A 13,709-nucleotide genomic window follows, 5' to 3' on the forward strand; every position below is an offset into this window, starting at 1 on the left:
TGATAAACAAAAATTAACATACAGTCTTTTTAAAATGAATATTTTATTATATTAAAATATTTATATACCCTATTAATTGCCCTATGCTCCCCATTCCTTTTACAACCGTAAAATCCTTTATGATATAATGACGTAGTTATTTCTGTTTATATAGAAATAACTACAAAGATATTACATACGACGGAGGATCATTATGCCTAGATTATATGCATTTGCATTTAAATCACTGCAAATATTAACATTGTTATTTTTTGCAATGACTCTTATATACTCATTGCAATTTTTAATAACTGAACCGAAGTACGATCATCCCTATTTCCTTATAGTGGCACTTATAGTCGTTCTAATCGGTATTATATTCATGTCTATCATCGTGAATCGGTTTTTCACTCAAACACAATTTATCATCTTTATTTGTCTACTAGCGTTCACACTTCGTCTTGCATGGGTGTTAACAGTTCAAACAAATGTCGTACAAGATTTCGAACAAATGTATAACGGAGCCGTTGATGCAGCAAATAACAATTTCTCATTCGCGGACAAAGCATATTTTACTACTTGGGTATATCAATTAGGCTTTACAATGTACCAAGCTGGTGTCATCAAATTGTTTGGTGAAGGTGTACTAGCGATTAAACTATTAAACATACTGTACTGTACTGGCATTACATACTTTATATATCGCATAGCTACGCATCTATTTAATGAATTTAGCGGTAGAGTTGCCGCACTTATTTTCGCAACGTACATTCCTAACATTATGATGACTTCTGTACTAACAAATCAGCATCTCGCAACATTTCTATTCTACGGTGGTTTTTATCTTCTCGTAAAAAAAGGAATCTCGCATTCATATGCATGGATATTTGTTAGTATTCTTATTGCATTTGGCGATATTATGAGACCGATTGGTATTGTTATTTTACTAGCTCTCATTCTTTTCTTACTTATCACTCATATAATTGGTGATAAGAAACTGAATAAAAAAATGGTTATATCAAAGCTAATTGGCATGATTGGCATTTATTATATCGTGCATTTCATCTTTAGCTATACATTAATCGCTACAGGGGTTACACAATATCCATTGTCTAGTCGAGACCCTTATTGGAAATTTGTAGTCGGATTCAATCCTGAAACAACAGGTGGATTTTCTTTCCCTGACCATAAACTTGTTTTTCAATATCCGATTGGCGAGGAACGTTTCGAAATTGAAAAACAGCTCATTAAAGAAAGAACTGCCGATAAAGGACAACTATTATTGTTATTCAAAGATAAATTTAAAATTATGTGGGGAGATTATGACGCAGCCATTTATTGGGGATTAGAAGGACATCCAAGACCCGAATTATCAAGATTACTGTGGACGTTAGAAAAATTATGTTATGTAAGCATTTGTATATTCGCTTGCATAGCTTCTATCAAAACGATAAAAGAACAACGAAATAAAACGTTACTGTTCTTCTCATTATTAATTTTAGGGTACGTAGGCGTGCACTTCTTCATTGAAATTCAATCGCGCTATCGCTACTTTATCATCCCGACGTTTATGATCATACAAGGTTACGGTGTCTATCTCATTACACAATATATAAAAGAAAGATTCCAACGTAAAGAAATACACTAACAAAAAAACACTCTACTTTTTCTGTAGAGTGTTTTTTTCTATATGATAAATAATTTTCTTAGCCGCTTGTTCTCCTTGCAGTTGCAGCTCATCTACTCTTCTTTGCAGAGATTGCTGTATCTCTTCATGCTGCGTCACTTGCTTCTTCGCAATTTTATATAAATCGTCTGCACTCCAGTCTCCATCCACACTCCCTATAACCGGTTGATTCACTTGTCTTAAAAATGAATCGATTTTTGGATCGTATGAAATTCCAACCATCGGTGTTTTCGCGACAGCCGAAAAAATAAGAGCGTGAAGACGCATACCAATTAAAAGGGTACATTCTGATAAAATAGATATTTTCTCATCAATATCCATTTTATATGGAAGCATATACGTCTCTTCTCCCATTAAATCCACTACGTCACGCGAAGCATTTTGATCAAACGGACCATGCATCGGGACGAATAAAATTTGGTACCCTTCTTGCTTTAATTTTTTTAAAGCAATCGCTAACTTTTTTATATAATCTTCTTTTGCATTCCAGTGACGCACACTCACTGCAATTATTTTCCCATGCAGAGCATGTTTTTGTAGCCAATCTGATTGTTTTTTTTGTTTCCATGTTAAAACTGGATCTGGAACAAGTTCAATATCCCTTTTCATGCCAAGTTCTTTTAAGTATAAAAATGAATCCTCATCGCGAACTGATATATATGCAGCTTTCGACAAATGCCATTTCACTAATAGTCGATTATGCCTTTTTGTAATCGGACCTATTCCTTGTGAATAAATGTAATACGGTTTTTTTAACATACGAGCAAACCCCATAATACCCGTATAGTATAAAATACTTTTTATACTCGTTTTATCTTGGAGGAGGCTCCCTCCGCCACTAATAAGCCCGTCACTTTTTTTTATTGCATCATAAACCGATTTGATACTCCAACGATCCACCGCTTCTACTCCGTACATTTTCCTTGTATAGTCAGGATCATTTGACAGCACAACGAGTTCAATATTCGGATTCTCTTTATGTAACGATTCAATAATCGATTGTAGAATAGCTTCGTCTCCAACGTTATAAAAACCATAATATCCTGATAAAACTAACCGCACTCTTAATCTCCTCCAACATTTGGTAACCAATCGTTTCACATGTCATAACTGGCACCAACTCCTTACCTAAAAAAGCATCATCACAATAAACCCGTCCGAATTCCAATCCTTACATTTCGTAGTTCTATATTTATTTTTTCAAAAATGGTATTTGTTTTTTTGATATCCAGTTTAATCTCAAAGCACATACCGCATACAAAATTATTGCAATAGCAAGTGCTACGCCACTATATAATAACGCAATCATTCTTGAAGATGTAACATCTATCATAGTAGATAGTTCATATAGTCCTAATCCTAAAATACAAGATACACCTATTACAATAAAAAATCTCCCTATATGAACAGAATAGGAAAGATATTTTCGAATGTACAGATGATTTATGATACAGATTAACACATATATAATCAATGTACTATACGCCGCACCATCTATGCCAAACTTTTTTGTTAATACTATGTTTAAGAAACATTTCACAAAACTTGCGCCAATAACAATCCACGCAGCTTGGGCAGAGCGGTTAATTCCTTGTAAAACTCCTATTGATAATACCATAACTGATGTGAAATACGAACTACCAATCATAACAGCTAACATACTGCTTCCTTTCGCATCTGTAAACAATCCCACATTTAACGGAACCGTTAATGCCATTAACCATATCGTTAATGGCGCTGTTAACACATGCATAAGTGAGTTCGTATTTTGAACTGTCGCTTTTGCTAAATTCATATCTTTTTTTGCTAGTGCAGACGTTAATAATGGTATTAATGGAAATACAATTGCACTGGCGAAAACAACAATTAATTGTGTAAATGCCGAACCGCGGCTATATATACCAAATTGCGCTTGAATTTCGGCCGACGATCCTTGCAGCACGTGCGGCACTGTTAGCGAATCCACCAAATTTAAAAGCGGCATGGATAAAGCTCCAATAGCAATCGGAATAGATACTTGCAATATTTTCTTTCCATCTTTTTTCAAATCTTGTAGTGAATACGAGTTGCTCTTATATTGATATGAACTTTTATTGTATGTCATACGTAAATATATAAGCGAACTTATTACCCCAAGAAAAGATCCAACCATTGCCCCACTAGTAATGATAGCACTACTTTTATTCCAATATACTAATATATAAGCGATGATTAACATAAAAAATACTCGTACAAATTGCTCAATGACTTGTGATATCCCCGTCGGTTTCATATCACCGAATCCTTGAAAATACCCACGATAAACCGCCATATATGGTGCAACGAGTAACGCTAATGACGTAACCAGTAAGGGCGCCCTCGTTTCTTGTCCACCAAGCATACTTGCAATTTCAGTAGAAAATAACACGATTACTAAACACCCGAATATTCCAAATGCTATCCCTATAATCGATGCTGATTTAAATAATTTCGCAATTTCTTTATGCTTATTTTTTTCATTCAATTCTGCAATCAATTTTGAAATTGCCAATGGGACACCAGCTACTGATAAGGTAAGGGCAATCATATATACAGGAAACACGAGGCGAAAAATACCAAGCACTTCATCTCCTGCAATATTTTGTAACGGAATTTGAAAGAAACTTCCAAGCAATTTCGACAAAAAAGTTGTAATTGTTAAAATTGCTGCACCTTTTACAAACTTCTTATTCATGTTCCTTCTCTTTTCTTTTATACATATATTCTCAAACGAATTATTACTAAATATAGAGACTGGTTTTATCTCATTAAATTATCATACCAAATTTCTTATATATTGAATACTTTCTTTTTTATAGCAAAATGAAAGTATTCTTACTCAAAAAACGAGTTCACTCAAACTTCCTACCACTTTCCATTTCTACTTTTTTCTAGTATAACTATACTATAATGTATCTATTGTCAGTAAGAGGAGTGTTACAAGAATGCTGAATTCGGTCAAGAAGTTGTTGGGAGATTCACAAAAAAGAAAGATTAAAAATTATGAACAACTTGTGAATGATATTAATCAATTAGAATCTGTAATGGAAACATTATCAGATGATGAATTACGCCAAAAAACTGTCACTTTCCGAAACATGTTACAAAATGGAAAAACAGTTGACGATATAAAAGTAGAAGCATTTGCTGTCGTTCGAGAGGCGGCAAAACGAGTACTTGGTCTTCGTCACTACGACGTTCAGTTAATCGGTGGCCTTGTGTTACTAGAAGGAAACATCGCTGAAATGCCTACAGGAGAAGGAAAAACTCTCGTTTCTTCTTTACCTACTTACGTACGTGCTCTTGAGAAAAAAGGCGTTCACGTTATTACAGTAAATGATTATTTAGCAAAGCGTGATAAGGAATTGATTGGACAAGTTCATGAATTTCTTGGATTAACAGTTGGATTAAATATGGCACAAATGGAATCTATCGATAAAAAAAACGCTTATGAAGCTGATATTACATACGGAATTGGTACTGAGTTTGGTTTCGATTATCTTCGTGATAACATGGCATCATCTAAGGCGCAACAAGTACAGCGCCCCTATCACTTTGCAATTATAGATGAGATTGACAGTGTTTTAATTGATGAGGCTAAAACTCCACTTATTATCGCTGGGAAAAAGTCAAGCAGTTCCGATTTCCACCATTTATGTGCAAAAGTAATGAAATCATTCCAAGACACTTTGCACTACACTTATGATGCGGAAACAAAAGCATGTAATTTTACAGAAGATGGAATTACAAAAATTGAAGAGTTATTTGATATCGATAACTTATATGATCTAGAGCACCAAACTTTATATCATTATATGATTCAAGCATTACGTGCACACGTAGCTTTCCAACTAGACGTTGATTATATTGTCGAAGACGAAAAAATTATGCTTGTTGATATTTTCACAGGACGTATTATGGATGGCCGCTCTTTAAGTGACGGATTGCATCAGGCACTTGAAGCGAAAGAAGGCTTACCGATTACAGATGAGAATCAAACGCAAGCATCTATTACTATTCAAAACTTCTTCCGCATGTATCCAGCCTTATCTGGTATGACAGGTACAGCAAAAACAGAGGAAAAAGAATTTAACCGCGTATACAATATGGAAGTTATCTCAATTCCAACGAATCGTCCTATACTTCGTGAAGATAAAAAAGACGTCGTATATGTAACAGCCGACGCTAAATATAAAGCTGTCTGTGCAGAAGTAATAAATATACATAAAAAAGAACGTCCTATTTTAATTGGTACGATGTCCATCCTTCAATCTGAAACAGTTGCACGTTATTTAGATGAAGCTAATTTAACTTATCAACTATTAAATGCCAAAAGCGCTGAGCAAGAAGCTGATTTAATTGCATTAGCTGGGAAAAAAGGAAAAATTACAATTGCTACAAACATGGCCGGACGCGGAACAGATATTTTATTAGAAAAAGGCGTCCATGAGCTTGGCGGTTTACATGTAATCGGAACAGAAAGACATGAATCTCGCCGCGTTGATAATCAATTAAAAGGGCGAGCTGGTCGACAAGGTGACCCTGGAAGTTCTCAATTCTTCCTTTCATTAGAAGATGAAATGATGCAACGCTACGCAGGTGAAGATATAGAGAAGCTAAAAAAACCACTTAAAACTGATGAAAACGGTTTAATTTTAAACACTAAAATTTATGATTTAATTAACCGTACACAATTAATTTGTGAGGGTAGTCATTTTTCAATGCGTGAATACAACTTGAAATTAGATGATGTCATAAACGACCAACGAAATGTAGTTTATAAACTTCGTAATAACCTTTTAAACGAAGAAGTAAATATGATAGAGATTGTCATTCCAATGATCAAAAATACACTAACTGTTATTGCTAAAGATCATTTATTAGAAGGCATGCTTCCTGAAGAATGGGATTTCACTAGACTAGTAGAAGATTTAAAAGAAGTTTTATCTACCGAAGAAATTCCAGCATTATCCGCTAATAACGTTCATTCTGCTGAGGACTTACAAGAGCTATTAAAAGATACTCTTACAAGTTATATAGAGCGTGTTAACGACTTAGAAAGTAATGAAGATGCACAAGAAGTATTACGTCAAATTAGCTTGCACTTCCTTGATTCTGGTTGGACAAACCATTTAAGTGCAATGCAGCATTTAAAAGAAGGTATTGGCTTAAGACAATACCAACAAGAGGACCCAGCACGCCTTTATCAAAAAGAAGGTTTTGAAATCTTTTTACACACATTTAGCCATTTTGAAAAAGAGGTTGCTTTATATTTAGCAAAATATATAACTGTCCCACAAAATATATAATGAGGTGAATTGCATGCTATCATTTTTAAAGAAGGCAAGAAAAAAAGGTAGAGACTCTGTAATTTCGAGTTCTCAATTATTAGGAAGCGAAGAAAACAGCAATAATACAAAAAACGTAAAACCTAACTTATACTTCCATCCTTCTTGGAATGAGGTTTCTCAAGAACAGAAGTATATTTATCAATTTTTACATAAATCTTTGCCTACCTTACAAGAAAATCAAATTTCGCTAGCCGGAATTGAAAGTAAAAAACATGAAAATGCTTATTATATTACTACATTCATTCGTAGTAGTGTAAAGCATCCAATTCAATTTGAAACTCTTACTCTATCTTTATTAAATAAAAATGGAGAAACATGTGCACGCCAAGCATTTGATTTATCACACTTAGAAGAAATCCCATCAAATGTAAATATGCCTTGGACTTTCGTCTTTGAAGAAAATTCAATTACGGAAGCAACCCTATCACCTGAAGACTGGCAACTAGTATTTGAATTAAAAGGAAAACATTCATTAGATTTAGATCCTATATGGCAAGAAAAGCTACCTGAAAGTGCAATAATGAAATTACAAGAAATTGTTGCTAACTTAAATCCACCTGCAGAAGATGAAATTAACTTCCGAGGGCTAAACGCAGTTGTAGAAGAAAACGGAGATTTGAACGCAACTATTTTAATTCGTAATGGCTATAATCAAAATATAACCCTTGAGCAACTTCCATTGCATATTTCAGATCGCTCTGAATCTACCGTTGCGGAAAAAACATTTGCATTAAAAGACTTTCAAATTAAGGCCAATTCTACGAAGCCTTGGACCTTTACATTCCCTGCTGATTCAGTATCAAAAGAACCAATCGATTTATCTAAGTGGAAAGCGTTTATCCCGCAATAACCTTCATTACTCGCTAAGTGAGTAATCAAAAACACGTCGTATTCTTTTATGAATACGACGTGTTTTCCTATGTAAACTATTATGTAATTCAATTAAATGCGTTCAATATAATACGCTGCTTCCAACTTACAAAAATCATCTATATTGTTTACTTCATGATCTTTTAAAATTTTCAATTGCTCTTCAGTCGGCTCTTCATTAATAAGCTCGTTAATTTTTTCATTCACTTTTACTGCTAACGCTTGATGGAAATCTGGATGTTCTTTCAACTTGTCATCTACTTTATTAATCCAAGTTGATTTTGTATATAAATATTGTTTCCACTGTTCAACAAATTGTTGTATGTCAAACTTTTCTTCGTTCCATTCAATTTCCTTCATATACTTCTCAAAAGAAGCAACGATTGAACGTGTAATCCCGACTTTTACTCCATGTGGTAACTGTTTGTACATCAAATATTCCCTCCAGCTTAAAGCGATTTCTTTTCAGCGTAAAGAAATCTTAAAATTCTTACACTTATTACGATAGCATACTGCTAATCTAAAATGTTACTATACTGCTAAGTGTGGCAATTGTCAACAGACGTATAACATCCAGATATTCAAATTCAATACATACATATGCGAATAATCAGAAACCCTCACACTTTATCACGTGAGGGTTCTTATCTCTAACTTATTTTGGCCTTTAAGAATTGTAATTGTTCCCTTTGCTCATCACTTGCCATCGTCACGATTATTTGTTCAATACTCGGATGCAATTGTTCAAGTGTCACACTCGCACCTACTTTACCCGACTGCTCAACAAAGTTCAACAATCCCATAGCTCCTGATACATCCATATAACGCACATCTTTCATACGTAAAACGACCGGAGACTTTACGTCTTGTAGAGTATAAAAAACACGATCCACTGTTAGGAATGAAAGTGGGCCTTTAATTTTATACGTCGCTTCCTTTTCTTTTACAATAGAAGCTTTACGTTCTTTACATTTCACCATGTATATAATGAACGAAAGAATAATACCGAACGCAACAGCGATCATTAAATCAAACTTCACTGTGACAACCATCGTTACGAGCATAACAATGACATCACCTTTTGGTGCTACATGCATTTTCTTCATACTTTCCCAATCAAACATGCCAATACCAGTTAAAATTAAAATACCTGATAATACAGCAAGTGGAATGTATTGTACGACTGATCCAAGTCCCATAATGAAAATAAATAATATAATACTATGCATACTTGCTGAAAGCGCCGTTTTACCACCACTTCTTATATTAACGATAGACCGTACAGTCGCTCCTGCCCCTGCTAATCCGCCAAACAATCCGCTCACCATATTACCAATACCTTGTCCGACCAGTTCTTTATTACTTTTATGACGTGTACCCGTCACATTATCCATTACGACCGATGTTAACAACGAGTCAATCGATCCTAATAAAGCAATACTAAGCGCTGGTAAAATAAGTTCTGCGATGCCTGTTCCACTTAAAGATGGAATATGAAGCGTCGGCATTGCTTCTGGAATCGTTCCAATCTTTTCAATCACCTTATTTAATGACAGGTTTCCGATAACCGGTAACTTCACTGTAAGCCCCTCTAACGCCGAAGAAAATAAAGGAAGCATAGCTGTCACACCAACTAATGCAACTAAACTAGATGGAATGGCCTTAATCCACTTTCCAGAAACAATCATCACAATAATCGTTAATACTACGAGTAGAAAACTATTTTGCACATGCTTCACTTCACCTAAAATAATAATTAATGCAATCCCGTTCATAAATCCTGAAACGACAGGATACGGAATGTACCTCACGTAAGAACCAAGCTTACATACACCGAATAAAATTTGGAACAGTCCGGCCATCATAAAGGCTATAAAACTCGCCTCTAATCCGTGCGTCGCAATAACTCCTGTTGCGATAACCGTAATCGGCCCCGTTGGCCCGGTAACCTGACCCGGTGTACCACCAAACAACGCCGCAAATAAACCTGCAAAAATCGCACCATACAATCCGACTAATGCTCCCTCAGACGTTCCCGTTGCAGCAATACCAAATGCAATGGCCAGTGGCAACGCAACGATCGCAACCGTAAAACCTGCTAAACATTCCTTTGCTATTTTTTGAAACATAAAAAAACCACCTTCGTATAAAGTGAAACTTTAATCAGTGGAGTTTTGTTCCTCCCCACTGATTATTAGTTGAGCCAATCGGGCTTTTACAGGCAGTTGATCTCCCACCTAACTTCCTCGCATTCACCGAAATTTGAGGTGGGAGTTTTACTGCCCGTTAATGCGGGATAAAGTCCATTTTCCATTGTACACCTAAAAAGATACATTCGTTAGTCCACTTTTTACAGTATCGTGACGTAAACGCATTCAATTTCAAGCTACCCCCCATCTTTGGAAACCATTATAACTATGCTATAATAGATAAATTAAATCTTTTATTATATATTTGGAGGCACTATGCTAACTTTTGAAGAAAAATTATCGATTATTGAATCTTTCCCTGAATTAGAAAGAAAAAACGTATCATTAAAACGCGTGAACTTTCACTTTGAAGAAAGTCGTTTAGATAAAAAGAACGTTGTTTATCACTTACATCCAAATGGAAACGGCTTTGTATATGCAAGTGGTATTAAAGGTTACAAAACGGATGATAAAGGTATGGTTAACATCCGCGAATTTTCAGCAGATGAATTACGCTCAGTAATCGAGCAATCAATTGAATTACTTTCACAAGAAGAAATAGTAATTCCTGCAGAACCTGCGAAAGAAGAAGAATGGCATAATGAAGACGGTCATATCCTTACTCTTATCTCAGAAGATGATATGTGGAACGTGTACGCTGGTGTAAACTTAGACGGTACATTCAACTCTTATCCAGAAGCTGCGGAATACCTTGATGAAGAAGGATTTTCACGTAAATAATACGATCCAATGAGGCCATCCCATTTTTTGGGATGGCCTCTCTTATTAATAAGTAGGCAACCCAGTTAAGTCGATGTATTTAGAGTTAGGCTTTTTGGATAGTCCCACTCCTAAATTTATGGCATCAAAATTTCTTATTTTCACTATCCCCTATAAAAATTTGAATTTGACAACTGTATGTCTCCGTATTAAAAATATCACTAACTAACTCCACTTCAATAAAACTCTCTACTTCTATATTAGTTTCTTTTATATATTTAATCATAGTATTTCTACGTTCCTCTTCATTCTCTTTACTATACGCTAACGTTATATATTTCCCGCCTGGTAATACTTTTATATTTTGCATCTCTTCCATATGTACATCATCTCGTATTTTATTAAAAACATACTTCGGTTCTACATTCCAATTTTCATTTACATTGTAGAGAATCCCCATCTCCATTGTCATTTTCTCTTCATAATCTTGCACGATTTTCTCTAAATCGGAATAATACAGTAACTCCTGTAAACTCCCTACTTCTTTACAAGGCGCAACAACTACATAACGCTGTTCAAAAAATTCAATAGAGATTTCATCATTCTTTAATATTTCCTGTGAACTCACTACTTTCGTATGTAAGTCATCAATCGTTTCCATTACCTCTTCCATTTTCTTTATATGCTCTTCCGCTTCTTCTCTTTTCACTTGTAAAAATCGCAGCAATTTATCCGTATTACATTCCTTAAAAATCTCTTGGAGCTCTACTATGCTGGTGTTCAACTCCCTACAGCTTTTTATAATATCAATGTGAATAAATTGATCTATAGAATAATATCTATACCCCGTTGATTCATCAACATGTTTTGGAATAAGAATCCCCATCTTATGATAGTATCTTAGCGCTTTTATCGTAATATCCTTTATTTTTGCAACTTCTCCAATAGAAAATAATTTTTTCATTTGCATCTCTTCCCTTATATTTTTTTCGTATGCAACCATTGACTCTCCCCTAAGAGGAGACCTTACTATTTATAATAAGTCATTTACATTGATAAAGGGAGTATACAATTATGAACACAGTAAAATATAGAAATCTTGTTAAAGAAGACTATGAGCCTATAAAACATTTAATTGGTGAAGCATTTGGGTTTAACAAATTCATTGCCGATAAAAAATTTTTAAACTCAATATTAAACTTTTATCTACACAGTTGTATTTTAGAAAGTTCCTTCAGTAAAGTAGCTGAAAAAGATAATAAAGTGATCGGTGTCATTTTAGGCGATTCTGAAAAAGATAAAAACCGTTTAAAGAGATTCCATAATACCGTTAGCTTTGCCTTTCATACGCTAAAGCTATTCATAACGAATAAAGAGAATAGAGAATTTTTAAAAGCATTTATACAAGTACAAAAAACCTATAAAGAACTCATTCAAGGAAAAGAAGATCAATTTCAAGGCTGTATACAATTATTTATCGTATCCGAAGAATCGAGAGGTCTTGGAGTTGGGAAGTCTTTACTAAGTCATTTATTCCAATACATGAAAAAAGAAGATGTAACATCTTTATATTTATATACAGATAATGAATGCAACTATGAATTTTATGACAGACAAAACTTCCAGCGCATACAAGAAAAAGCAGTTAATTTTGGACCAAAAGAAGAAGATTTCAACGTATTTTTGTACCGCTATAACTTTAACTAATCGTAATATATACACTTCAGCGCTCTTTGCTAATTAGCAAAGAGCTATATTAAGTATGATTAAATAAAAAACTTCCGCTATTATTCGTTCAAGTCAATTCAAATAGACGGAACTCACTTTAAAAGGAGCGCACAACATGGAATGGATTCACGAGTTATTTCAGCAATATGGATATTATGTAGTACTTGTCGGTTTACTTTTAGAATATATTGCGCTTCCGTTTCCAGGAGAGCCTACATTAGCCTATGCAGGATTTTTATCACACCAAGGTGATTTGAACCTACCAATTTTAATTATGTTATCTTTTATTGGGACAAGTGTAGGTATGACATTCCAATACTTTTTAGGAAATAAACTAGGCATGCCCTTCATTCAGAAGTACGGAAAATATGTATTTTTAACACAAAAAAAAATTGATGTAACAAAAATGTGGTTCGATACATACGGCTACTTTCTAATCTTTATCGCCTTTTTCATCCCAGGCGTCCGTCATTTCACAGGATACTTTGCAGGAATTATTAACTTACCATTTCGCCGTTTTGCGATGACAATTTATTCAGGGGCTCTATTTTGGGTATCATTCTTCTTGATCGGCGGTTATTGGTTAGGTGAAAATTTAGAAGAGATCTTCCAAATACTTGGACAACACATATGGCAAATTCTCTTCGGTATGATTATCATTACACTAATCACTCGATTTCGTAAAAATATAAAGCATATGATTTTAAAGCGTATCAATTAAAACAATAAAATTCAGCTTAACTACGTACGAAAATAAAAAAGCGAAGACTATAGTCTCCGCTTTTTTTACATACATTTTGTTTCCGAACGAACTCTCATATTCATTAGTTTTTCTGACGTCTAAACAACATCGCTCCGAAAAGTAATAAGAACATACCTGCCATAACAGAAGTAGCTTCTGTTGATACTCCACCTGTTTGAGGAAGAAGTTTTGTTTTCTTATTATTTTCTTCACTTGATGATACCTCAGACTTATTTTGTACTTTACTCTGTACCTCTTGCTTGTTTTGTACTTCTACTTTTTCTTGTACACTTTGTTTGTTTAATACTTCTGGGCTTTCTTCTTTTATTTTTTCTATTGTTTCTTCTTTAGTTTGTTCTTCTTTCGGTGTTACATGCATTTCCGGTTTTTCTGTTGCCTCTGGATTCTCTAGCTCTTTCGGCTCT

12 protein-coding genes are annotated in these 13,709 nt (G+C 34.5%); 6 read left to right on the top strand and 6 right to left on the bottom strand.

Annotated elements, in window-relative coordinates; translation table 11 throughout:
* The first annotated feature begins 193 nt into the window (after window positions 1-193).
* Window positions 194-1,627, top strand: a complete 1,434-nt coding sequence (locus ACXY7N_RS16135; protein WP_016089139.1) for a glycosyltransferase family 39 protein — start codon at window positions 194-196, stop codon at window positions 1,625-1,627.
* A gap of 12 nt (window positions 1,628-1,639) precedes the next feature.
* Here the strand turns inward: ACXY7N_RS16135 and csaB are convergent, their stop codons facing one another.
* Together csaB and ACXY7N_RS16145 are read right to left on the bottom strand one after the other, a co-directional pair.
* Window positions 1,640-2,728: a polysaccharide pyruvyl transferase CsaB gene (gene csaB / locus ACXY7N_RS16140; RefSeq protein ID WP_016133726.1), complete on the bottom strand. Its 1,089-nt coding sequence runs from the start codon at window positions 2,726-2,728 to the stop codon at window positions 1,640-1,642.
* Window positions 2,729-2,858: 130 nt separating this feature from the next.
* Window positions 2,859-4,379, bottom strand: coding sequence for a putative polysaccharide biosynthesis protein (locus ACXY7N_RS16145; protein WP_016089141.1), 1,521 nt, complete (start codon window positions 4,377-4,379; stop codon window positions 2,859-2,861).
* A gap of 250 nt (window positions 4,380-4,629) precedes the next feature.
* Here ACXY7N_RS16145 and secA2 point away from each other — a divergent pair, with 250 nt between their 5' ends.
* Both secA2 and ACXY7N_RS16155 read left to right on the top strand, forming a co-directional pair.
* Window positions 4,630-6,993 carry an accessory Sec system translocase SecA2 gene (gene secA2 / locus ACXY7N_RS16150; protein ID WP_016133725.1) on the top strand — a complete coding sequence of 788 codons (2,364 nt, stop codon included), beginning with the start codon at window positions 4,630-4,632 and terminating at the stop codon, window positions 6,991-6,993.
* A gap of 13 nt (window positions 6,994-7,006) precedes the next feature.
* Window positions 7,007-7,885, top strand: a complete 879-nt coding sequence (locus ACXY7N_RS16155) for an accessory Sec system S-layer assembly protein (RefSeq protein ID WP_016089143.1) — start codon at window positions 7,007-7,009, stop codon at window positions 7,883-7,885.
* Window positions 7,886-7,977: 92 nt separating this feature from the next.
* Here the strand turns inward: ACXY7N_RS16155 and ACXY7N_RS16160 are convergent, their stop codons facing one another.
* Together ACXY7N_RS16160 and ACXY7N_RS16165 are read right to left on the bottom strand one after the other, a co-directional pair.
* The gene (locus tag ACXY7N_RS16160; protein ID WP_016133724.1) at window positions 7,978-8,337 is read right to left on the bottom strand and encodes a hypothetical protein; all 360 of its coding nucleotides are present in this window, start codon (window positions 8,335-8,337) and stop codon (window positions 7,978-7,980) included.
* A gap of 218 nt (window positions 8,338-8,555) precedes the next feature.
* Window positions 8,556-10,034, bottom strand: coding sequence for a SulP family inorganic anion transporter (locus tag ACXY7N_RS16165; protein WP_016133723.1), 1,479 nt, complete (start codon window positions 10,032-10,034; stop codon window positions 8,556-8,558).
* Between the two features lie 336 nt (window positions 10,035-10,370).
* Here ACXY7N_RS16165 and ACXY7N_RS16170 point away from each other — a divergent pair, with 336 nt between their 5' ends.
* Window positions 10,371-10,835 (top strand): hypothetical protein, encoded by a 465-nt coding sequence (locus tag ACXY7N_RS16170; protein WP_016089146.1) that lies wholly within the window; start codon window positions 10,371-10,373, stop codon window positions 10,833-10,835.
* Between the two features lie 124 nt (window positions 10,836-10,959).
* Here ACXY7N_RS16170 and ACXY7N_RS16175 read toward each other — a convergent pair whose 3' ends face one another.
* Window positions 10,960-11,778: a MerR family DNA-binding transcriptional regulator gene (locus tag ACXY7N_RS16175; protein ID WP_033659800.1), complete on the bottom strand. Its 819-nt coding sequence runs from the start codon at window positions 11,776-11,778 to the stop codon at window positions 10,960-10,962.
* Between the two features lie 110 nt (window positions 11,779-11,888).
* Between ACXY7N_RS16175 and ACXY7N_RS16180 the strand changes: the two genes are divergently transcribed.
* Window positions 11,889-12,521 (top strand): GNAT family N-acetyltransferase, encoded by a 633-nt coding sequence (locus ACXY7N_RS16180; protein WP_016133721.1) that lies wholly within the window; start codon window positions 11,889-11,891, stop codon window positions 12,519-12,521.
* 136 nt (window positions 12,522-12,657) lie between these two features.
* On the top strand, window positions 12,658-13,263 hold the full coding sequence (locus tag ACXY7N_RS16185; RefSeq protein WP_016133720.1) for a DedA family protein: 606 nt from the start codon (window positions 12,658-12,660) through the stop codon (window positions 13,261-13,263).
* A 103-nt stretch (window positions 13,264-13,366) separates the two neighbouring features.
* Here ACXY7N_RS16185 and ACXY7N_RS16190 read toward each other — a convergent pair.
* A partial coding sequence (locus tag ACXY7N_RS16190) for an LPXTG cell wall anchor domain-containing protein (protein ID WP_488592464.1) occupies window positions 13,367-13,709 on the bottom strand: 343 nt, incomplete at its 5' end.

This window comes from Bacillus sp. 5w2, assembly GCF_054353775.1.